15 protein-coding genes are annotated in these 20,531 nt (G+C 60.8%); 14 read left to right on the top strand and 1 reads right to left on the bottom strand.

The genetic code is table 11. The features are described 5' to 3' along the window. The first annotated feature begins 3 nt into the window (after positions 1 to 3). The 4 genes from E5J99_RS07240 (at position 4) to E5J99_RS07225 (ending at position 4,321) form a co-directional block, all read left to right on the top strand. Positions 4 to 336: a hypothetical protein gene (locus tag E5J99_RS07240; protein ID WP_135497054.1), complete on the top strand. Its 333-nt coding sequence runs from the start codon at positions 4 to 6 to the stop codon at positions 334 to 336. A gap of 3 nt (positions 337 to 339) precedes the next feature. Continuing rightward, positions 340 to 789 (top strand): peptide-methionine (R)-S-oxide reductase MsrB, encoded by a 450-nt coding sequence (msrB, locus tag E5J99_RS07235; RefSeq protein ID WP_135497053.1) that lies wholly within the window; start codon positions 340 to 342, stop codon positions 787 to 789. 84 nt (positions 790 to 873) lie between these two features. Beyond that, positions 874 to 3,429 carry an excinuclease ABC subunit UvrA gene (locus E5J99_RS07230; protein WP_135497052.1) on the top strand — a complete coding sequence of 852 codons (2,556 nt, stop codon included), beginning with the start codon at positions 874 to 876 and terminating at the stop codon, positions 3,427 to 3,429. Between the two features lie 313 nt (positions 3,430 to 3,742). Next, the gene (locus E5J99_RS07225) at positions 3,743 to 4,321 is read left to right on the top strand and encodes a class I SAM-dependent methyltransferase (protein WP_135497051.1); all 579 of its coding nucleotides are present in this window, start codon (positions 3,743 to 3,745) and stop codon (positions 4,319 to 4,321) included. A gap of 179 nt (positions 4,322 to 4,500) precedes the next feature. Here E5J99_RS07225 and E5J99_RS07220 read toward each other — a convergent pair whose 3' ends face one another. Next, a complete protein-coding gene (locus E5J99_RS07220; protein WP_135497050.1) occupies positions 4,501 to 6,447 on the bottom strand; it encodes an acyl-CoA synthetase in 1,947 nt (648 codons plus the stop codon). Positions 6,448 to 6,726: 279 nt separating this feature from the next. Between E5J99_RS07220 and E5J99_RS07215 the strand changes: the two genes are divergently transcribed. From E5J99_RS07215 to preA, 10 genes are all read left to right on the top strand, one after another. Next, on the top strand, positions 6,727 to 6,996 hold the full coding sequence (locus E5J99_RS07215; RefSeq protein ID WP_135497049.1) for a hypothetical protein: 270 nt from the start codon (positions 6,727 to 6,729) through the stop codon (positions 6,994 to 6,996). A gap of 612 nt (positions 6,997 to 7,608) precedes the next feature. Continuing rightward, positions 7,609 to 9,930: a heavy metal translocating P-type ATPase gene (locus tag E5J99_RS07210; protein ID WP_135497048.1), complete on the top strand. Its 2,322-nt coding sequence runs from the start codon at positions 7,609 to 7,611 to the stop codon at positions 9,928 to 9,930. A 336-nt stretch (positions 9,931 to 10,266) separates the two neighbouring features. Then, complete coding sequence (locus E5J99_RS07205) at positions 10,267 to 10,644, top strand: cupredoxin domain-containing protein (protein WP_135497047.1); 378 nt, start codon at positions 10,267 to 10,269, stop codon at positions 10,642 to 10,644. Positions 10,645 to 10,837: 193 nt separating this feature from the next. Further along, positions 10,838 to 11,083, top strand: coding sequence for a heavy metal-binding domain-containing protein (locus E5J99_RS07200; protein ID WP_135497046.1), 246 nt, complete (start codon positions 10,838 to 10,840; stop codon positions 11,081 to 11,083). A 298-nt stretch (positions 11,084 to 11,381) separates the two neighbouring features. Then, positions 11,382 to 12,854 carry a CoA-acylating methylmalonate-semialdehyde dehydrogenase gene (locus tag E5J99_RS07195; RefSeq protein ID WP_245318770.1) on the top strand — a complete coding sequence of 491 codons (1,473 nt, stop codon included), beginning with the start codon at positions 11,382 to 11,384 and terminating at the stop codon, positions 12,852 to 12,854. Between the two features lie 242 nt (positions 12,855 to 13,096). After that, positions 13,097 to 14,452, top strand: a complete 1,356-nt coding sequence (locus E5J99_RS07190) for an aminotransferase class III-fold pyridoxal phosphate-dependent enzyme (protein WP_135497045.1) — start codon at positions 13,097 to 13,099, stop codon at positions 14,450 to 14,452. Between the two features lie 282 nt (positions 14,453 to 14,734). After that, complete coding sequence (gene hydA, locus E5J99_RS07185) at positions 14,735 to 16,111, top strand: dihydropyrimidinase (RefSeq protein WP_135497044.1); 1,377 nt, start codon at positions 14,735 to 14,737, stop codon at positions 16,109 to 16,111. A gap of 225 nt (positions 16,112 to 16,336) precedes the next feature. Further along, positions 16,337 to 17,203: a nitrilase-related carbon-nitrogen hydrolase gene (locus tag E5J99_RS07180; RefSeq protein WP_245318769.1), complete on the top strand. Its 867-nt coding sequence runs from the start codon at positions 16,337 to 16,339 to the stop codon at positions 17,201 to 17,203. Positions 17,204 to 17,331: 128 nt separating this feature from the next. After that, entirely contained in the window at positions 17,332 to 18,666 is a 1,335-nt protein-coding gene (locus E5J99_RS07175; protein WP_135497043.1) for an FAD-dependent oxidoreductase, read from the top strand. 190 nt (positions 18,667 to 18,856) lie between these two features. Beyond that, the gene (gene preA / locus E5J99_RS07170; protein WP_135497042.1) at positions 18,857 to 20,269 is read left to right on the top strand and encodes an NAD-dependent dihydropyrimidine dehydrogenase subunit PreA; all 1,413 of its coding nucleotides are present in this window, start codon (positions 18,857 to 18,859) and stop codon (positions 20,267 to 20,269) included. Positions 20,270 to 20,531: the final 262 nt, after the last annotated feature.

Raw genomic sequence — 20,531 nt, 5'->3', positions numbered from 1 at the left:
GCCATGAGCCTAGACCCCGCCACCTTTCTGCGCCACACGGCCGAAACAGAAAAGACGATCATTCACACCCGGACGGCTGCCGGCGACCCCGAGCAGCACGATGCCCTGCTCATTGCCCAGACCTACCACCAGAAGCTCTTCGTGACCCTGGAAACCCGCCGCCGCTACGTCACCCACACCATCGTTGATGAGGCTTCTGACGAGGTAGAGCTGGATTTTGTGCAGGATTATGAGGAAGTGGAAACCCTGCTCGAAGACGCAGGCCTGTACGGTCGGCACGAGGGCGAAGTCGGGGTTCTCTACCACAACCTGCTGTTTCTGCTGATGAACCCGTAGCATGTGGAGCTGCGCTGGATCGACGTACTTCGGTTTGCTACCTACAGCAACCCCGAGCCGCCCCGCCGGGTGCGGCAGTCGGCGGCGGCGTGGGCCCGCCAGCTAAAGCCCGCTGAATTCCGGGTGTTGCGGCAAAAGGAAACCGAGCCGCCGTACCGCAATGCTTATTGCCGCGTCTACGAATTGGGGCAGTATGTATGCGCGGGCTGCGGCAGCCTGTTGTTCAGTTCCACGGCCAAGTACCATGCTATTTCGGGCTGGCCCAGCTTCACCCAGCCCTGCACCAAAAATGCCATCCGATACGCCTTCGACGACAGCCACGGCATGCAGCGCGTCGAGGCGCTCTGCAGCGTCTGCGACGGTCACCTCGGCCACGTATTTCCGGATGGCCCCGCGCCGGGCGGGCTGCGCTATTGCATCAATTCGGAAAGCCTGCGCCTGATCCTGCCATAGGTCGTCGGTAGGCCGCTGCCTAACCCACGGCTCCGATGTGTAGTATAGCCAGAGAAAGAATTTACACGCATTCCAGTACTATCTGTGGCAAAGCCTACGCACCCAGCTGACACGCAGCGTCTCACCGGTTTCGTGCGTGTGCGCGGGGCCCGGGAGCACAACCTCAAAAACGTTGACGTCGATATTCCCCGCGACGCGCTGGTGGTGTTCACCGGCGTGTCGGGCTCCGGCAAATCGTCGCTGGCCTTCGGCACGCTCTACGCCGAGGCCCAGCGCCGCTACCTCGAGTCGGTGTCGCCGTATGCCCGGCGGCTGTTTCACCAGATGGCGGTGCCCGAAGTTGATAGTATTGATGGGCTGCCCCCGGCCGTAGCCCTGCAGCAGCAGCGCGGCACGCCCACCACCCGCTCGTCGGTGGGCAGCGTCACCACGCTTTCCAACCTGGTGCGCATGCTCTACTCGCGGGCCGGCGACTACCCGGCGGGTCAAAGTATTGTGTACGCGGAAGGCTTTTCGCCCAACACGCCTGAAGGGGCTTGTCCCGCCTGCCACGGCCTGGGCCGGGTGTATGAAGTCACCGAGCAGTCGATGGTGCCCGACGACTCGCTCACGATTCGGGAGCGGGCCATTGCGGCCTGGCCCCAGGCGTGGGGCGGGCAAAATCAGCGCGATATTCTGGTTACGCTGGGCTTCGACGTCGACCGGCCCTGGCGGGAGCTGCCGCAGAAAGACCGGGACTGGATTTTGTTTACCGAAGAGCAGCCCGCGGTGCCCGTATACCCCGGCTACTCGCCCCAGGAAACCCAGCGCGCCCTCAAGCGCCGGGAGCCGCCCAACTACATGGGCACCTTCAGCAGCGCCCGGCGGCATGTGCTCCACACCTTTGCCACTACCCATAGCCCCCTGATGAAAAAGCGGGCGTTGCAGTACCTGCTCAGCACCGAGTGTGCCCTGTGCCACGGCAAGCGCCTGCGGCCCGAGTCGTTGGCCGTCACCTTCGCCGGGCTCGATATTGCCGATATGTCGCGGCTGCCGTTGCAGCGCGTCGCGGCTTTGCTGCGGCCCTACGCGGCCGGTACCGCCACCGGGCGCAAGCGGCACGACGCTGCCCACCCCGAGCAAACTATTGTGGCCCAGCGCATTGCCGAAGACTTGGTGGCGCGCCTAGCGGTGCTGCTCGACCTGGGCCTGGGCTACCTGGCGCTGGAGCGTAGCACGCCCACGCTGTCGCCGGGGGAGCTGCAGCGGCTGCGGCTGGCTACCCAGCTGTATTCCAATCTGTTTGGGGTGGTGTATGTGTTGGATGAGCCGTCGGCGGGCCTGCATCCTTCCGACACCGAAGCCCTGCTGCAAGCACTGGCAGGCCTAAAGCAGGCCGGTAACTCCTTGTTTGTGGTGGAGCATAACCTGGACGTGATTCGGCAGGCCGACTGGCTCGTGGACGTGGGGCCGGCCGCTGGCGAGCAAGGTGGCGAAGTGCTCTACAGTGGCCCACCCGCCGGGTTAAGCGGTATTGAAGCCTCGCAAACCCGCCGCTACCTGTTCACCGCCGCCGCCGAGGGAAGCGGTGACCAGGTACCGCGCCTGCCACGCGCGCCCAGCGGCTGGCTGCGGCTGCGGGGCGTGAGTCGCAACAACCTGTGGCTGCTCGACGTGGATTTTCCGCTGGGCGTGTTCACTACCGTTACCGGCGTGTCGGGCTCGGGCAAGTCGAGCCTGGTGAGCCAGGTGCTGGTCGAGCTGGTCGCCGGGCACCTGGGGCAGGCGGTGGAGGCGGAAGAGGAAGCCGCCGACCCGCTGGAGCGCACCGCGCCGGCCGAAACCAGCGGCCGGATTACGGGCGGCCTGGAGCATCTCAAGCGCCTGGTGCGCGTCGATCAGAAGCCCATTGGCCGCACGCCGCGCTCCAATATGGCCACCTACACCGGCCTGTTCGACCACGTGCGCAAGCTCTTTGCTGCCACGCCCGCCGCCCGCAAGCGGCGCTACGACGCGGGCCGCTTTTCCTTCAATGTAGCCAAAGGGCGCTGCGAAAACTGCCTGGGTGAGGGCTTCGTGATGGTGGAGCTGCTGTTTTTGCCCAGCGTGTATGCGCCTTGCCCCGTGTGCCACGGTGCCCGCTACAACGCCAAAACCCTGGAAATAACCTACCGCGACAAAAACATAGCGCAGGTGCTGGGCCTGACCGTAGACGATGCCTGGACGTTCTTCGCTGACGAGCCCACGGTGCGGCGCGCCCTCACGGTGCTGCGCGAAGTGGGCCTGGGCTACCTGCGCCTCGGCCAGCCCGCCACGGAGCTGTCGGGTGGCGAGGCCCAGCGCATTAAGCTGGCCACCGAGCTACAGCGCGCCCAGCGCGGCAACTCGCTCTACGTGCTCGACGAGCCCACTACCGGCCTGCACCCGGCCGATGTGGAGAAGCTGCTCACCCAGCTCAATGGCCTGGTGGAAGCCGGTAACACGGTTATCGTGGTGGAGCACGACATGCGCGTAGTAGCCAGCAGCGACTGGGTGCTGGACATTGGCCCCGGCGCGGGCGAAGAAGGCGGGAAGGTAGTAGCCGCCGGGCCACCGGCGCACCTGGCCGCGGTCAAAGCAAGCCGCACCGCTCCCTATCTGCGGCGGTTTCTCAACGAGTAGCCAACTGCTTACACGCTGTTAGCACGGTTGCGCAGCGAATGGACGCCGTACCGCGAAGCTGCGCTGCACGACGCCGGGCACAAGTCGACTGCGGCCTTCAGCCACAACGTGCGGAGACTTCGCGGTATCCTGAGGCGGTACAATGACCCACCCGAAAAAGGTACTGATAGTTTGGTTGGTAGCGCTATAGTGATAAGCCAACTGCCGATTCTGTCTTGCTACTCATGTCTTTAGAGTAGGTGTGCGAAGGGCGGGCGTCAGGTGCTGTTGCCGCTACTTCGCTACCTTTGCCCAACTTCGCCGTTGCCCTTTCATGCTGCCATCCTTTGTAGAAGAGTTTTTTCGTAATCCCGCCGCGGTTGGCTCGCTGGTGCCCAGTTCCCGGGAACTGACGGCTAAAGTGCTGGAGTCCATCGACTTCGCCCGGGCCCGCTGCATCGTGGAATACGGACCCGGCACGGGCGTTTTCACGGATGCTCTGCTGAAGCGCCGCGACCCGGCAACCATTCTGGTGCTGGTGGAAGTGAATGAGCGGTTCACGAAGCTGCTGGCCGAACGGTATGCGGGCCAGCCCAATGTGCACGTCATTCTGGGCTCCGCCGACCAGACGGGCGACTACCTCCGGGAGCTGGGCCTGGGTCCGGTCGACTATGTGGTGTGCAGCCTGCCGTTTTCGTCGCTTACCCAGCGCCTGGGGTGGCGTATTCTGGAGCACACCCGACCTCTGCTTACCCCCGAAGGCAAGCTCATTCTATTTCAATACTCCAGGCAGAATACGAAGCTGTTCGGCAAGTTTTTCCGCCTCCAGAAGCAAGCCCACGTTCTGCTGAACCTGCCGCCCGCTTACGTGCTGGTATACGCGCCCAACAGCGACGGAGTAGCCACCAGCTAGAGTAGGGCGACTAGCAGCGCCGAGGGAAGGTATTTTCACAGCAGTAAGCATCCTGCTTACTGCTGTGTGGATAGCAAACAACCAGAACGTCATGTCTCCTCTCTGTTTGAAGCGCAGAATGGTCGACATGACGGGCAAAGGAGGATGAAACGCCTAAAAGCGGTGCCCGCTCACCGCCTCTAGCGCAATACGCGCAGCTCGTGCGGCACCGTATATCCCTGGAGGGCTTGCTGCACCGTCTGCTCCACGTTCAGATCCGCTGCGCCCGAAGCCTGTATTTCGGCCACCAATCCCAGCTTTTTATCCTCGCGCACGCTGATGGGCTGCACGCGCAAACCCGGAACAGCAGCTAGTCGCTCCCCGAATACCCGGCTAATTTCCTGCTTCAGCAGCGCCGGTTTGAATATCTTGCCGATGGCTGTCAGGGGCAGCTCGTCGGCAATGTGGATGCGCTTGGGCACGGCGGCCCGCTCTGGAATGGCGGCGGCAGCAAAGGCCAGCAGCTCGGCCTCCGTGATGGTGTGGCCGGGCGCGCGTGTCACGTAGGCTACCGGCAGCTCACCCGCGTCGGGGTCGGGGCTGCCGATGGCGGCGGCCATGGCCACGGCCGGGTGCTGCAGTAGCGCGTCCTCAATCACGCGCGGATCGATGTTGTGGCCGCCCCGGATGATGAGCTCCTTCTGGCGCCCCGTAATGTAGAAATAGCCCTTTTCATCCTGCCGGCCCAGGTCGCCGGTGTTGTAGAACCGACCGCCGCCGTCCCCAATATCCACCCAGAGGCCCTGATTATGCTCGGCTTGCAGGTAGCCCTGAAACACGTTTTCGCCCCGAATAATGAGGGTACCGCTCTCGTTGGGCTCGGCCGGGCGCAGGTAGTGGCCCGTTTGCGCGTCGAGCACCACCACCCGCACATCCTGGTAGGGCAGCCGCAGCCCGATGGAGCCTACTACCGGCTCGCCGGCCAGCGGTGTCACCGTGTTGGTGCACGAGCACTCGGTGGAGCCGTAGCCTTCGGCGATGCGTAGCCCCGTGCGGCGCTCAAACTCCAGAATCAGCTCCCGGGAAAGTGGGGCCGCCCCGCAGATGGCGTATTTGAGGGAACTCAGGTCGTGGGAGCCGATGGGCACGTCGAGCAGGCGGCTGAATACGGTGGGCACGCCGCTAAAAAGCCCAATGCGGTAGTGCGCTATCAGGTGCCAGAAATTGGCCACGATGCCCGGCCCCCGATACCCCTGCGGGCTGCCCAGCACTAGCGTGTGGCCCATCGACCAGGGCGCGCACACCGTGACTACCGCCCCGTTGATATGAAACAGGGGCAAACCACAGAAGTACACCAGCGGTCCGGTTTCGGCTGCCGTGCCCGTGAGGTATTCCGTCAGACTGGTCATCACCGTAAGGTTGCGGTGGGTGAGGGGCGCTATTTTGGGCGTGCCGGTGGTGCCGCCCGTGTGGAAGTAGCAGGCCACGTCGGTGGAGCGAATAGTGCGGCCGCTCGTTAGGCGGTCGGTGGGGCGAGTGCGCAGTTGTTGGGCAAAGTCAAGAACCTGCTTGCCGGGCAGGGCCGGGCGCTTTTGGCCCAACCGCAGCGCGCTTACGGCCAGGCGCTGGGCGAAGGGCAGGTAGGGCAGCAGATCCACCGTCAGCACCGTTTCGAGCGTGGGCACCAGCGGCGCGACGACTTCTACTTTCTGCCAGATATCGGTTTTGGGAAAGCCCCGTAGCGTAACCAGCACCTTCGTGCCACAGGCGTTCAGGATGTCGGCAATCTGGGCCGGCTCCAGCAGCGGGTTGATGGCGTTGACGATGCCTGCCGCCTGCCCGGCAATAAAGGTAAACGTGGTTTCGGGCAGGTTAGGCAGCAGATACGATACCACATCGGTAGGGCCGATGCCGAGGTCTTGCAGCAGGTTGGCAGTTTGGTGCAAGCGGCCCAGCACCTCGGCGTAGGAGAAGTCCACCGACTCGGTGGGCTTCTCCCCGTTCAGAACGAAGCGCAGCGCCAGCGCCTGCGGATTGGTGGCTGCCCCGCGCCGCACCATCGTGAACGTGTCGGGCGCTACGGGGCGGGCGCTCAGGGGCGTTTGCTCAATCAGGGCAATATCGGCGAGGGTCTGGTAACCGGGCATAAAAACGGCGAAAGGATACGGGGGAGGCGCAAAACTACGCAAGTTCCGGGGCGGTCCGCCCGCCTGGGGCCGGGCACGGTGTGGCGTGTAGCACCGGCCGAAGTGCTACCAGCACACGACACCTGTCTGCCAGAAGCTACCGCCCATTTCCAGCTGGCCCACCAGCGGCTCTGTTTGGGCCGGCTTACCAGCTCTTTCCGGCCCCGGTGCTGCTTTTTGCGTAACTAGTACCTGCCGCACGCCATCTTGGCGGTGCGCTTTTTCTACGGGCTCCCCTCCATGTCTTCTTTCTACCAGCCATCGGCCGAACTGTTGCAGGCCTTTGGCTTTTCCCGGTTTTCGGCCCCGCCCCGGCAGGCGCGCTACAGCCGCCCCAGCGCCTGCGGGCAGGAAACTATCGTGCTATATGACGACGGCGAGCTAACCCTGCTCGAAGCCGTGGAGGGCCAGATGCTCTATAGCTTTCAGGGCCGCGTGGCTTCCGAGGCCGAGTTCCGGGTGCTGCTGCGCCAGGTAAACTGGCCTGCCGAACTCGTGGCTCCTTCATAAAGCATGGGTACGCATCAGGTTGTGTAAACAGTAAGCAGAAAGAACGTCGTGCTGCGCTTATCGAAGCATCTCTACCGTAGTAGCAACCAGAAGTAGAGCGGGTTTGGGAACTGGCAAACATCCTGTTTGCGCCCTGCTCATCTGGCGTCCGCGCAGCGTAGCGGAGTCGAAGCATCTCTACCGCTTCGGCGAAGAGCCGCTAACGGCGCGGTAAAGATGCTTCGGCAAGTGGACGCAATATCTAGCAGGACTTCCAAAGAAGGCAAAACACTCCAAAAGCGCTACTGTACATACAGCCTGAAACGTACTTAGGGTTGTCCAAAAAGCCGATGTCAGATCAGGCATGACACGAAAATTAAAGTCCCAGGTATACTCTTGGAGTAGAGTTGTGATAATATTTTTTGCCGATTAACTTTTGTCGCATTTGAGGTGAAGTGTCTGCCACGATGACCGTACCGGATCAGCAGACGCAATAGGCCAAGAGACGACATGAGCGGGCAGACTCTATAATTCTGCAAGTATTCGTCGGAATAGCGCACCGCAAACAGCCAATTTTAGCGGTTGCTTTGTGGTAGAAAAACCCCGGCGGATTTCTACCCGCCTTCTCCTGCCATGAAACAACCCAATGTAGTGCCCGGTCCACCCGCGCCCCCAACGGCTACCGATACCGACTACACGACAGAAACAGCAACGCTCGATATCGAGGGCATGACGTGCGCCTCCTGTGCTTCCTTCGTTGAGAAGTCGCTGGGGCGCACGCCCGGTGTGCGGAAGGCCTTAGTGAATTTTGCTACCGAGCGGGCCACCGTGGAATACCTGCCCGGCCAGGCCAGCCCCGACACCTTGCGGGCGGCCGTGGTAGCAGCCGGCTACGGCGTGGCCGCGCCCACCGCCCCACAGACCAGCGTCGCCGAGCAGCAGGCCGCCACCGACCGCCAGAAAGCTGCCGCCTACCACAGCCTGAAGCGCCGCCTGTGGGTGGCGGCCAGCCTGGCCACGGTCATCATGGTGCTTTCCATGCTGATGCTGTGGCCCGCTATGATGAGCCGCCTCCGCATGCCGGTGCTCAACTACCTGCTGCTGGCCCTCACGCTGCCCGTGCTGCTCTACAGTGGCCGCGAGTTTTACACCTCGGCCTGGAATGCCTTTCGCCACCGGGCCGCCAACATGGATACGCTCATTGCGGTGGGCACCGGCGCGGCTTTTCTCTACAGCCTGCTGGCCACGGTGGCCCCGCGCTTTTTTGTGCGCCACGGCATGCAGCCGGAGGTCTATTACGATACCACGGCTACCATCATTGCCCTGATTCTGGTAGGCAAAGTGCTGGAGCTGCGTGCCAAAACCCAAACCTCAGCCGCCATTAAGGCGCTGATGGGCCTGCGGGCCAAAACGGCCCGCGTAGTGCGGGCCGGGCAGGAACTAGAGGTGCCCATCGAGCAGGTGCGGGTAGAGGATGTGGTAGCGGTGCGGCCCGGCGAAAAGGTGGCTACTGATGGCGTGGTGCTGGAAGGCCGCTCGGCTGTGGATGAAGCCATGCTGACGGGCGAAAGTCTGCCGGTAGAGAAAAAAGCCGGCGACCCGGTGTTTGGGGCCACGCTCAACAAGACCGGCGCATTTCGCTTCCGCGTCACCAAGGTAGGAGCCGACACCATGCTGGCCCAGATTGTGAAGCTGGTGGAAGAAGCCCAGGGTTCCCGGGCCCCTATTCAGCGGCTGGCCGATAAAGTCAGCGCCATCTTTGTGCCCACGGTGGTGTGTGTGGCTATTGCCACGTTTGTCCTTTGGTTCGATCTGGCTCCCGAAGCCACCCGCTTCCCACTGGCGCTGGTCAGCTTCGTGACGGTGCTCATTATTGCCTGCCCCTGCGCCCTGGGCCTGGCCACGCCCACGGCCATCATGGTAGGTACGGGCAAAGGAGCCGAGCACGGCGTGTTGATTCGCAATGCGGAAGCCCTGGAAAAAGCCGGCCGGGCAACCACCGTACTGCTCGACAAAACAGGCACCATTACCCGCGGGGAGCCCGCCGTGACGGACTTCGTGCCTGCCACCGGCCAGCAGCCCGAGCACCTGCTGCGGCTGGTGGCGGCCCTGGAGCAGCAGTCGGAGCACCCACTGGCCGAAGCGGTGGTGCGCTATGCTGCCGCCCAGGGCGTAGGTGCCGCCCCGGCCACCGATTTCGAGGCCGTGGAAGGTCAGGGAGCCCGGGGCACGGTAGAAGGGGAGGTGGTGCTCATCGGCAACGCGCGGCTGCTGGCCGAAAGCGGCGTTGTGCTGCCGGACCTCGTTCGGCAGCAAGCCGAAACCCTGCTTGCTCAGGCCAAAACCGTGCTTTACGTAGCCGTGCAGGGCCAGGCGGCCGGTGTGCTGGGTGTAGCCGACACCGTGCGCGATACATCGGCGGCGGCCATTGGGCGCTTGCAGGCGATGGGCCTGGACGTAATTATGATGACCGGCGACAATCCACAAACGGCCGCCAAAGTAGCAGCCCAGGTGGGTATCACGCGGTTTTTCGCCGAAGTGCTGCCGTCGGGCAAAGCCGAAAAAGTACGCGAGCTACAAGCGGAAGGCCGCGTGGTAGCAATGGTCGGCGACGGTATAAATGATGCTCCGGCCCTGGCCCAGGCCGATATCGGCCTGGCTATGGGCGGCGGCACCGATGTGGCCATGGAGGCGGCCGGCATCACGCTCATGCGCTCCGACCTGGACGGGGTCGTAACGGCCATTGAGCTGAGCAAGCAAACGATTCGGACCATCCGGCAGAACCTGTTTTTTGCCTTTTTCTACAATGTGCTGGGCATTCCGGTGGCGGCTGGCGTGCTGTACCCGGTGTTCGGGGTGCTGCTCTCGCCCATGCTGGCAGCGGCGGCTATGGCACTCAGCTCCGTGTCGGTGCTCACCAACTCGCTGCGCCTGCGGCGCTTCACTACGCGCTAAGAGCGTGCGTGGGATTTTTCAAAAATACCGATTCCGTTCTATCTAAATCCGGCGTCCGCTTGTCGAAGCAGCTCTGCCGCAGTAGTAGACAGAATCAAGGCAGTCTCCGGGTCAGGATGCCGCTTCAGGATACCGCGAAGGTTTACTGCGCGAGTCGGTGCTGAGGACCGCCGCCGACTCGTGCCGGGCGTTGCGCAGTACACCTTCGCGGTCCGGCGTCCACTGGTTGCGAAACCGCGCTGGTTTGGCGGTAAAGATGCTTCGACAGGCAGACGCCAGACCAGACAGAACACGAAAACCATAATGTCAAACACGCTTTAAGACTCACCTTCTGCTATGGATAATACCGAAATAATGGTCACCGTTGCGGGCCTGGGCCTCATTGGCTTCGTGCTCTGGTACTTCTTCTTTTCGGCCCGTGTGGTGGCCAGTGCCGTGGTGGCGGCCGGCGGCGTGCAGCAGGTGGATATTACGGTGCGGGGCGGCTACTCACCGGCGCTAATCGAGGTGGAAGCCGGCCGACCCGTGCAGCTCCGCTTCTACCGGGACGAAGAGGCTTCCTGCTCCGAGGAGCTGCTGCTGCCCGATTTCAATATCCGTCGCGAGCTGCCCGCTTTCCAGACCACGGTGGTAGATCTGCTGCCCCAGCAGCCCGGCTCCTTCGAGTTCACCTGCGGTATGGGCATGCTGCGCGGCCGGTTGCTGGTGAAGTAGCGAAGCCGGTGCGGTATGGGTATCGATGCCCGCAGGCATTGGCGAAAAAGCTCAGCTGCCTGCACCTCCGGCATACCCCTCAAACACTGGTTTCAGTGTACTTTTGCGACCAGCAGAAGGTAATGCTTGTCATAAGCACTACTGCCGATCCACAGCCGCTCATCCGTCTTTTTTACGATTGCTCGTCCTTCATATGAAAGTGCACTCTTTTCTGTCCGTCGTTCTTTTCGTGAGCAGTGCCCTACTAAGCGGCTGCGGCGACTCACAACCGGCCACTACTGCTACTACTGCCACGCCATCGGCGGCGGCAGCTCCCGATTCTGCTGCTCCTGCGGCCTTGCGCGCCGTGTATGAGTGCCCGATGAGCTGTGAAGGCAGCCGCAGTGCCAGCCCCGGTAAGTGCCCGGTGTGCGCAATGGAGCTGGAAAGAAAAAGCTAAGTAGCGCCGCGCCGCTCCCGCCGCGCGTAGAAGCCGCCCCCGAGTAAGTCCTGCGCTTCGCCGCTGGTCTTACTCGGGGGCGGTTTGCGTTGCTGCTCCTGGCAAAGCCGGAAACTAAACTTTGCAGCGTAGCCCGATACGCTCCAAAGGCCTATTAGTACTATTTGCAGGTGGCTGGTAGGACGTAGTCCAGCGCAAAATGCTTACTTAGCTACTCGTGATGAGCGTGTCGCCGCCCGTAAGTATTTGCATAAGTGATACAAACTCATTACTTGCAGCTGCTTAATAATTTAGTAACATGGAAGTCGAAACCTTGAAGTATCCCGCGGTCCGTAATTATGTGGCTGGTCAGTTCGTGGACGATAGTGGCAGCCGCAGCCTGGACGTATTCAGCCCGCTGAGTGGGGCCGTTATTTCCACGGTGCCCCTTTCGGGTATGGCCGCTCTGGACCAGGCCGTGACAGCCGCCAAAGCGGCTTTTTCCGCCTGGTCGGCGGTGCCCATCAAAGAGCGGGTACAGATTTTTTACCGTTACAAGGCCTTACTTGAGCGTGACATGAAAGAGCTGGCCGACCTGGTGCGCGAAGAGAATGGCAAGACCTACGACGAGGCCCGCGCCGAGGTAGAAAAGGCCATCGAGCTGACCGAGTTTGCCTGCTCCATGCCCCAGCTCATTCAGGGCGAGTTTCTGGAAGTAAGCAAGGGCGTGGAGGCCCGCGTGGAGCGCAAGCCACTAGGCGTGGTGGCCAGCATTGCCCCCTTCAACTTCCCTAACATGGTGCCCCACTGGACCATTCCTAATGCGCTGGTGCTGGGCAATACCATGGTTCTGAAGCCCTCGGAAGTAGTGCCGCTGAGCGCTGGCAAGATAGCCGAGCTGCTCAAAGAAGCCGGCCTGCCCGACGGCGTGCTCAACATCGTGCACGGTGACCGGGAAATCGTGGAGGCCATCTGCGACCATCCCGATATTCAGGCCGTGTCGTTTGTCGGTTCCACCAAGATTGCCAAGCTGGTATACATTCGGGCTACCAGCAACCTGAAGCGCTGCGTGGCGCTGGGCGGCGCCAAAAACCACCTGATGGTGCTGCCCGACGCGCATCCGGAAATGACGGCCTCCAATGTGGCGGCTTCCATGTCGGGCTGCGCAGGGCAGCGCTGCATGGCCGGCTCCACGATGGTTGGAGTAGGGGCCGTGGATAGTATTGTGGCCAAGATTGTAGAAGAAGCCCGCAAGATCGTGCCCGGTCATAACCTAGGCTCGGTTATCAGCAAGGAAGCCAAGGAGCGCATCGAACAGCACATCACGGAGGCCGAAGCCGCTGGCGCCAAGGTGCTGCTCGACGGCCGCAACGCCCGCGTAGCAGGCCAGGAAGAGGGCTACTATGTGGGGGCCACCGTGGTCGACTACGTGACGCCCGATATGCGCATTGCCCAGGAGGAAGTGTTTGGGCCGGTGCTGGCCATTATGCGCACCAACACGTTGGATGAGGCCTTGGCCATCGAAAACGCCAACCCCTACGGCAACGCTGCCGCCGTCTTTACCAGCAGTGGCAGCTCAGCCCGCTACGTCATGGACCACGCCAACGCTGGCATGATTGGCGTCAATATCGGCGTACCCGTGCCGCGGGAGCCGTTCTCGTTCGGTGGCTGGAACGAGTCGAAGTTCGGCGCCTGCGACATCACCGGCAAAAGCTCCATCGAGTTCTGGACCCAACTCAAGAAAACCACCACCAAATGGAACCCCGAGTCGCGGGTGAACTGGATGAGCTAGGCCATTCCGGCCGCGCACCCACCTTCACCATCGCGCTTACTGCATCTGGCATCCTTCGCAGGCCTACACCAACTGAAGGATGCCAGATACGAGGCTTCGGCTTTCTGTCTGCCTAACGGCCAAATGTAGTAGTCAAAACTTCCGTCGCTCAATGTCTCATGGCGTTGGAGTGGCGGCTTTTCGCTACCTTTTAAGAGTCTAACTACCACGTTCTTTCGCCTACCAGCACCCGTATCCTCCCAATGGAAACCTACACCGATACCGACAAAGACCAGATTCTGCACGATAACCTGGAGCACACGCTTTTTTCCTGGTCGAAGCAGACCGGGCTGAGTCCCATCAGCGCCGAGCGGGCCGAGGGCGTGTACCTCTGGGACCGGGACGGCAAGCGCTACATCGATTTTTCGTCGCAGCTCATGAACGTCAACATCGGCCACGGCGACCAGCGCGTGACGGAGGCCGTAGCCGCCCAGATGCGGGAGCTGAGCTACGTGTATCCCGGTATGATTACCAAGGCCCGGGGCGACCTGGGCAAGAAGCTGGCGGAAATCACGCCCGCCAACCTGACCAAAGCTTTCTTTACGCTGGGTGGGGCCGAGGCCATCGAAAATGCCATTAAGCTGGCCCGCGTTTACACCGGCCGCCACAAAATTGTGACGCTGTACCTGTCGTTTCACGGGGCGAGCTACGGGGCCATCAGCGCCGGTGGCGACCCGCGCAAGTTTGCCGTCGACAGCCAAGCCATGCCGGGCGTGGTGCACGTCGAGAATCCGTATTCTTACCGCTGCCCGTGGTATAGCGCCACGCCCGAAGAGTGTGCCGAGCGGGCCGCCGCCGCCATGGAGCGCATCATTCAGTACGAAAACCCCGGCAGCGTGGCGGCCATTATTCTGGAAGGCGAGTCGGGTACGTCAGGCTGCATCAAGTATCCGCCGACCTACTGGCGGCGGGTGCGCGAAATCTGCGACAAGTATGGTATTCTGCTGGTGGCCGATGAGGTGATGAGCGGCTTTGGTCGTACCGGCAAGTGGTTCGGCTCCGACCACCACGGCGTGAAAGTAGACCTGATGTGCATGGCCAAGGGCATCACGGCCGGCTACCTGCCCTTGGGCGCGGTGATGGTGGATGAGGCCATTGCCAAATCGTTCGACGACAAGCCGCTGCCGCTGGGGCTTACCTACTCGGCCCACCCTGTGTCGTGCGCCGCCGCCGTGGCCGTGCTCGATATTTATGAGGAGGACAATCTGCTGGAAAATACCGTGGTCATGGGTCGTCATCTCGATGCGCGCATGGCCGAAATGATGGCCCACCATCCCAGCATCGGCGACTGGCGTAATACCGGCCTGTTTGGCTGCGTCGAGCTGGTGAAAAACCGCGCCACCAAAGAACCGATGGCTCCCTGGAATGCGGCTCCCAGCCAGATGGAAATTATGAACAAAGTGGCGGCCAAAATCAAGGAGCTGGGCATGTACACTTTCGTGCGCTGGAACTACATTTTTATTGCCCCGCCCCTGAGCATTACCAAAGACGAACTGGACGAAGGACTGGATATTATTTCCCAAGCCATCAGCGTCGCCGACCAGTACGTAACGCAGTAGCTTTTAGCCCCGGCCACACTAGCGCGAACGGGGTAGTTTGCGCTAGTGCCACTTGTGTATTTATTCGGTAACAGCAACAGGATTAAACTGAGCCGCCGGCTGCCCTGTGCTAGTGGGGCAGGGTCGTTGCTATTTCCATTCTTCCGGGTAGCTTGCCAGCTGGCGTAACCAGCTTAGGGATACTATTTTCTAGTCGAAAAAATAAGCCTTTGCGGTAGCTTGTATTTGGGAGGCGAAAAGCCTAAATTTTCAAATTAAACTTCTTTCACTTTTCCCTGCTGAATGGCGTCTTTGCTTCTTAAAAATGGCCGCGTGGTGACGGCCGATTCCGACGCGGTGTGCGACGTGCTGGTGGAAGGGGAAACAATAGTGGCTGTGGGCCGCAACTTGCCGGTTCAGGCCGACCACATCATTGACGCCACCGGCAAAATCGTCGTGCCCGGCGGCATCGATCCGCACGTGCATCTCGACATGCCGTTCATGGGCACTTTCAGCTCCGATACGCACGAAACCGGCACCCGTGCCGCCCTGCACGGCGGCACGACTACGGTCATCGATTTTGTGCTGCAAAAGCAGGGGCACTCCCTGCGCGAGGCGCTTACGGAATGGCAGGGCCGCGCTACCGGCACCGCCGTCGGCGACTACTCGTTTCACATGGCCGTCACCGATTTCAACCCCGCCACGAAGGCGGAAATCAAGGACATGGTGGCCGAGGGAATTACGTCCTTCAAAACGTTCATGGCCTACAAAGGCGCGCTCATGATTGACGATGCCCAGATGCTGGGGCTGATGCAGGAGGTGCGGCAGCACGGCGGCCTCGTGACGGCCCATGCCACCAACGGCGACATGATTGATACGCTCATTGCCCAACACCGTGCCCAGGGCAAGCTCACGCCGCGCTACCACTATTTGTCGCAGCCCGAAGTGACGGAGGCGGAAGCCTCGGGCCGCTTCGCCGACATTGCCAACTACACCGACGTCAACGCCTACATCGTGCATCTCACCTGCGAGGGCGCCCTGAACCAGGTGCGCCGCGCCACGGAGCGCAACCAGCGGGTGTTCGTGGAAACCTGCATTCAATATTTACTGCTCGACGCCTCACTGTATGACAATGAAGAGGAGGGAGGCAAGTGGGTGATGTCGCCGCCGCTGCGCGAAAAAAAGGACCAGGCAACACTCTGGGCCGGTATCAACCAAGGGCTGGTGCAGGTTGTGGGCACCGACCATTGCCCCTTTATGTGGGCGCAAAAGCTGGCGGGCAAAGACGACTTTTCTAAAATACCGAATGGCCATCCGGCCATTGAGCACCGCATGGAGCTGCTGTTTTCGGAGGGCGTGAGCAAAGGCCGCATCAGCCTGCAGAAATTCGTGGAAGTGACCAGCACCAACGCGGCCAAAATATTCGGCATGTTTCCGCGCAAAGGTACCATCAGCATCGGGGCCGACGCGGACCTGGTGATTTTCGACCCCACTGCAACCCACACTATTTCGGCCGCTACCCACCACATGAACGTCGACTACTCGGCCTACGAAGGCTGGGAGCTGACGGGTAAAATCGACACCGTGCTGCTGCGGGGCCAGGTAGCCGTGGATGGTGGCGAAACCAAAGTCGGCCGCGGCTACGGCCAGTTCATCAAGCGCGGCAAAACTGCTTTTTAGGGCCAGAGGCTAGAAAGTTAGTTCCCCTCCTCAGATGAGGAGGGGCGCCTGAAGGGCGGGGTGGTTGACCACGGCAGAACGGCTTTTCAGAGCTAATGCCAGAAAGTCGTTCAACGATTATCAACCACCCCTAGCCCCTCCTCAGATGAGGAGGGGAACTAGTTTTTAGCTCCGGTTTCTGCCATTGAAAATTCAACTCTCAACACCCAAAATTCCCCCAACCCAATGCCAAGAATTATTAAATCCGGCCTGATTCAGATGAGCCTGCCGATGACCGAAGGGGAAGGCACGATTGCCGAAATCATGGAGGCGATGGTGCAGAAGCATATTCCGCTCATCGAGGAGGCTGGCCGCCAGGGCGTGCAGATTCTCTGCCTGCAGGAAATCTTCAACACGCCGTACTTCTGTCCCGGCCAGGACAAAGCCTGGTATGCCTCGGCCGAAGCCGTGCCCGGCCCCACCACCGACCGCATGGCCGAGTACGCCAAGAAGTATAACATGGTGATGATCGTGCCGGTGTATGAGCGGGAGTCGGCGGGCTTTCTCTACAACACGGCCGCCGTTATCGACGCCGATGGGACTTACCTGGGCAAGTACCGCAAAAACCACATTCCTCACACGTCCGGTTTTTGGGAGAAGTTCTTCTTCAAGCCCGGCAACATGGGCTACCCCGTGTTCCAGACCAAGTATGCTAAAGTAGGCGTGTATATCTGCTACGACCGGCACTTCCCCGACGGAGCCCGGGTGCTGGGGCTGAACGGAGCCGAAATCGTGTATAATCCTTCGGCGACGGTAGCAGGCCTCTCGCAGTATCTCTGGAAGCTGGAGCAGCCGGCCCACGCCGCCGCCAATGGCTACTTCATGGGCTGCATCAACCGCGTTGGCGTGGAGAAGCCTTGGAATCTGGGCAAGTTCTACGGCACTTCGTACTTCGTAGACCCTCGCGGCCAGATCCTGGCCCAGGCCAGCGAAGACAACGATGAGCTGCTGATAGCCGAATTCGACCTCGACATGATTGAGGAAGTGCGCAACACCTGGCAGTTCTTCCGCGACCGGCGCCCCGAAACCTACGACAAGCTGGTAGAGCTGTAGGCAGCTGTCAGCTTTGCTCAGCACGTCCTGCCTGATCGGGTCCCGGTCGGGCAGGGCCCCTGGTTTTTCAACCTGCCCTTTCCCCTTGCTATAGCCACACTGTTACCCTCTCCCTTAGTACCATTACCATGGCCGAGTACCAAACTCCCACTTCCGAGCCAGAATTTCACGCGAATTTTGCCCAGATCAAGCCCCGGATGAACACCTCCGAGGCGCTGTTTGAAAGCTCGCGCTGCCTGTTCTGTTTCGATGCGCCCTGCATCAATGCCTGCCCCTCCGGCATCGATATTCCCCAGTTCATTCGGCAGATAAATACCGGCAACACGACCGGGGCGGCCCGCACCATTTACGAAGCCAACTACTTCGGCAATGCCTGCGGCAAAGTGTGCCCCACCGAAGTGCTCTGCGAGGGTGCTTGCGTGTATAACCTGCAGGAGGTGAAGCCTATTGAAATCGGGCGGCTGCAGAGCTTCGCCACGCGTGAGGCCATCGAGCAAGACAAGCAGCTATTTGGTCCGGGCCCCGCCAATGGCCGCAAAGTCGCGGTTATTGGGGCCGGGCCAGCGGGCATTTCCGCTGCCTGCGAGCTGCGGAGCCTGGGCTATGAGGTAGATGTGTTTGAAGCCAAAGACCAACCTTCCGGCCTGACGGTGTATGGCGTGGCTCCCTACAAAATCACGAACGAGGAAGTGCTGGCCGAAATGGCGTATCTGGAAGGGCAGTTCGGCTACCGGGTGCACTACAACCAGCCAATTAGCTCGCGCCGCGAGCTGGAGGCGCTGGAGGCATCCTACGATGTCATATTCTTGGGTATCGGTTTGGGGCCGACCAACGCGCTGCAACTGCCCGGCGAGGAGCGTAGCAACTGCGTAGGCGCAGTCGAGTTTATCGAGCAGCTGCGCCAGCGCCACCACCACACCGCCGTGGGCCGCCGCGTAATTGTGCTGGGCGGCGGCAATACTGCCATGGATGCGGCGTCGGAAGCGGCCCGGATGGGCGCGGAGGACGTGGTGCTGGCCTACCGGCGCGGCAAGGAAGAAATGGGCGCCTACGACTTCGAGTACGATCTAGCCAAGGGTGTGGGCGTAAAGGGTTTGTTCAACGTGGCTCCGGTCGAAATAGTGGGCAACGGCAAGGTGGAAGGCGTGAAGTTCGTGCGCACCGCCACCCTGAACGGGCAGGTGCGCACCGTGCCCGGCAGCGAGTTCGTAGCGCCTTGCGACATGGTAATTAAAGCCACTGGCCAAGCCAAACAGACGCAGCTTCTGGCCCTGATTCCGGGACTACGTCTGGACGACAAAGGGCGTATCGTAGCCGATGAGCGCACCGGCCAGACCACCAACCCCCGGTACTTCACCTCCGGTGATGCCCGCAACGGTGGGGCCGAAGTAGTAAATGCCTCGTCCGAAGCCAAAGCTGCCGCCCGCGGCATTCACGAGTATCTGACAAAGACGAAAGACTAAGGCTAAAAGCTGGTCTAGTTCCCCTCCTCAGATGAGGAGGGACTAGGGGGGGGTGACTCCGCAGAACGATTTTTAGAGCTAATGCCAGAAAGTCGTTCAACGATTGTCAACCACCCCTGGCCCCTCATCATCTGAAGGGGGAAACTAGACTAGCTTGTAGCTTCTACCCCACCAAACCGAATACATGGCTATGCCAGACCTCTCCATAAATTTTGCCGGAATAAAGTCGCCTAACCCGTTCTGGCTGGCTTCGGCACCGCCCACCAACTCGGGCTACCAGGTGATGAAAGCCTTCGACGCGGGCTGGGGCGGCGCGGTGTGGAAGACGCTGGGCGTGCCCGTCGTGAACGTATCGAGCCGCTACGGCAGCATGAACTACCGGGATAAGCGCATGGTCGGCTTCAACAATATCGAGCTGATTTCGGACCGGCCGCTTTCCGATAACCTACGCGAAATCGAGGAAGTGAAAAAGCGCTTTCCGCACCATGCCGTCATTGCTTCGCTCATGGTGCAAAGCCGCCAGGAGTGGCACGACATCGTGCGCGACGTGCAGAATGCCGGCTCCGACGGAATTGAGCTGAACTTTGGCTGTCCGCATGGCATGTGCGAGCGGGGCATGGGCTCGGCGGTGGGGCAGGAGCCGGCAGTGCTCCAAACCATTGTGGAATGGGTGATGGAAGTGGCCCGCATTCCGGTTATCGTGAAGCTCACGCCCAATATTTCCGACATCACCGAGCCTGCCATGGCTGCCCGGCGCGGTGGGGCCGATGCCATTTCGCTCATCAATACCATTCAGAGCATCGTGGGCGTAGATCTGGATTTGTTCGCGCCCTACCCGATTGTGGACGGTAAGGGCTCCAACGGCGGCTATTGCGGCCCGGCCGTGAAGCCCATTGCCCTGAACATGGTGAAAAACTGCGCCCAGCACCCCGATGTGCGCCTGCCTATTTCCGGCATCGGCGGCATCGAAAACTGGCGCGACGCGGTAGAGCATATCTTGCTCGGCGCATCGTCGGTGCAGGTGTGCACGGCGGCCATGCACTTTGGCTTCGGCATCATTCGGGAAATGACCAGCGGCCTGGAGCAGTATATGAAGGAAAAAGGCTTTCACACCATCTACGACATGGTGGGCAAGGCGCTGCCAAATGTGAAGCACTGGGAAGATCTGAACCTGAAATACAAGGTAACGGCCACTATCCACGAGGAAAAGTGCATCGGTTGCCAGCTCTGCTACACGGCCTGCGAAGATGGTGCCCACCAGGCCATCAGGCTGAATGCGGGCACGCGCGTCCCCGAAATTATTGAGGACAACTGCGTGGGCTGCAACCTGTGCTCCCTGGTATGCCCCGTAGAGGACTGCATCACGATGGACCGCCGCGACGATGGCAGCGAGCAGCTCACGTGGAAGGAACGCACCGCGGCGGGCACCATTCCGACGGAATTCAACGACGAGCGCGCTGGCGGCCGCCACCACTGGGTGCCTGAGCCCGCAGCCGCCCTCAACAAGGAAAAGCATAAAACGCTGCCCGGTAAGGCCCGGCAATATGCCGAGTCGGCTACGGCTTTAGAGCCTGCACCACATGGGGCAGGGGGGAGTGAGTAGGATAAGATAAAACATATGTCGTTGATATTTAAGGGCTTCGTACTGCTTGCTAACCACAAGCAGTACGAAGCCCTCTTTTCTGCGCCATACATTCGATAGCAGTACATGCTAAGTTGAGGTTGCTTAAGACAATTAAATGTTTGATTAATACCTGTGTACAGGTTTGTAGAGCTGTATTTAAAATAAAAGTGATATTTAATATTGTTTAAAGCATAATTTATGTTTTCTTTGTTTCAATAACCTCCTGAACGCTGCTCCCACT

It is taken from the genome of Hymenobacter elongatus (assembly GCF_004745955.1).
In the GTDB taxonomy this organism is placed as follows: Bacteria; Bacteroidota; Bacteroidia; order Cytophagales; family Hymenobacteraceae; genus Hymenobacter; species Hymenobacter elongatus.
Note: the sequence above shows the minus strand (reverse complement) of the source record. Positions and strands in the feature narration are given on the sequence as shown.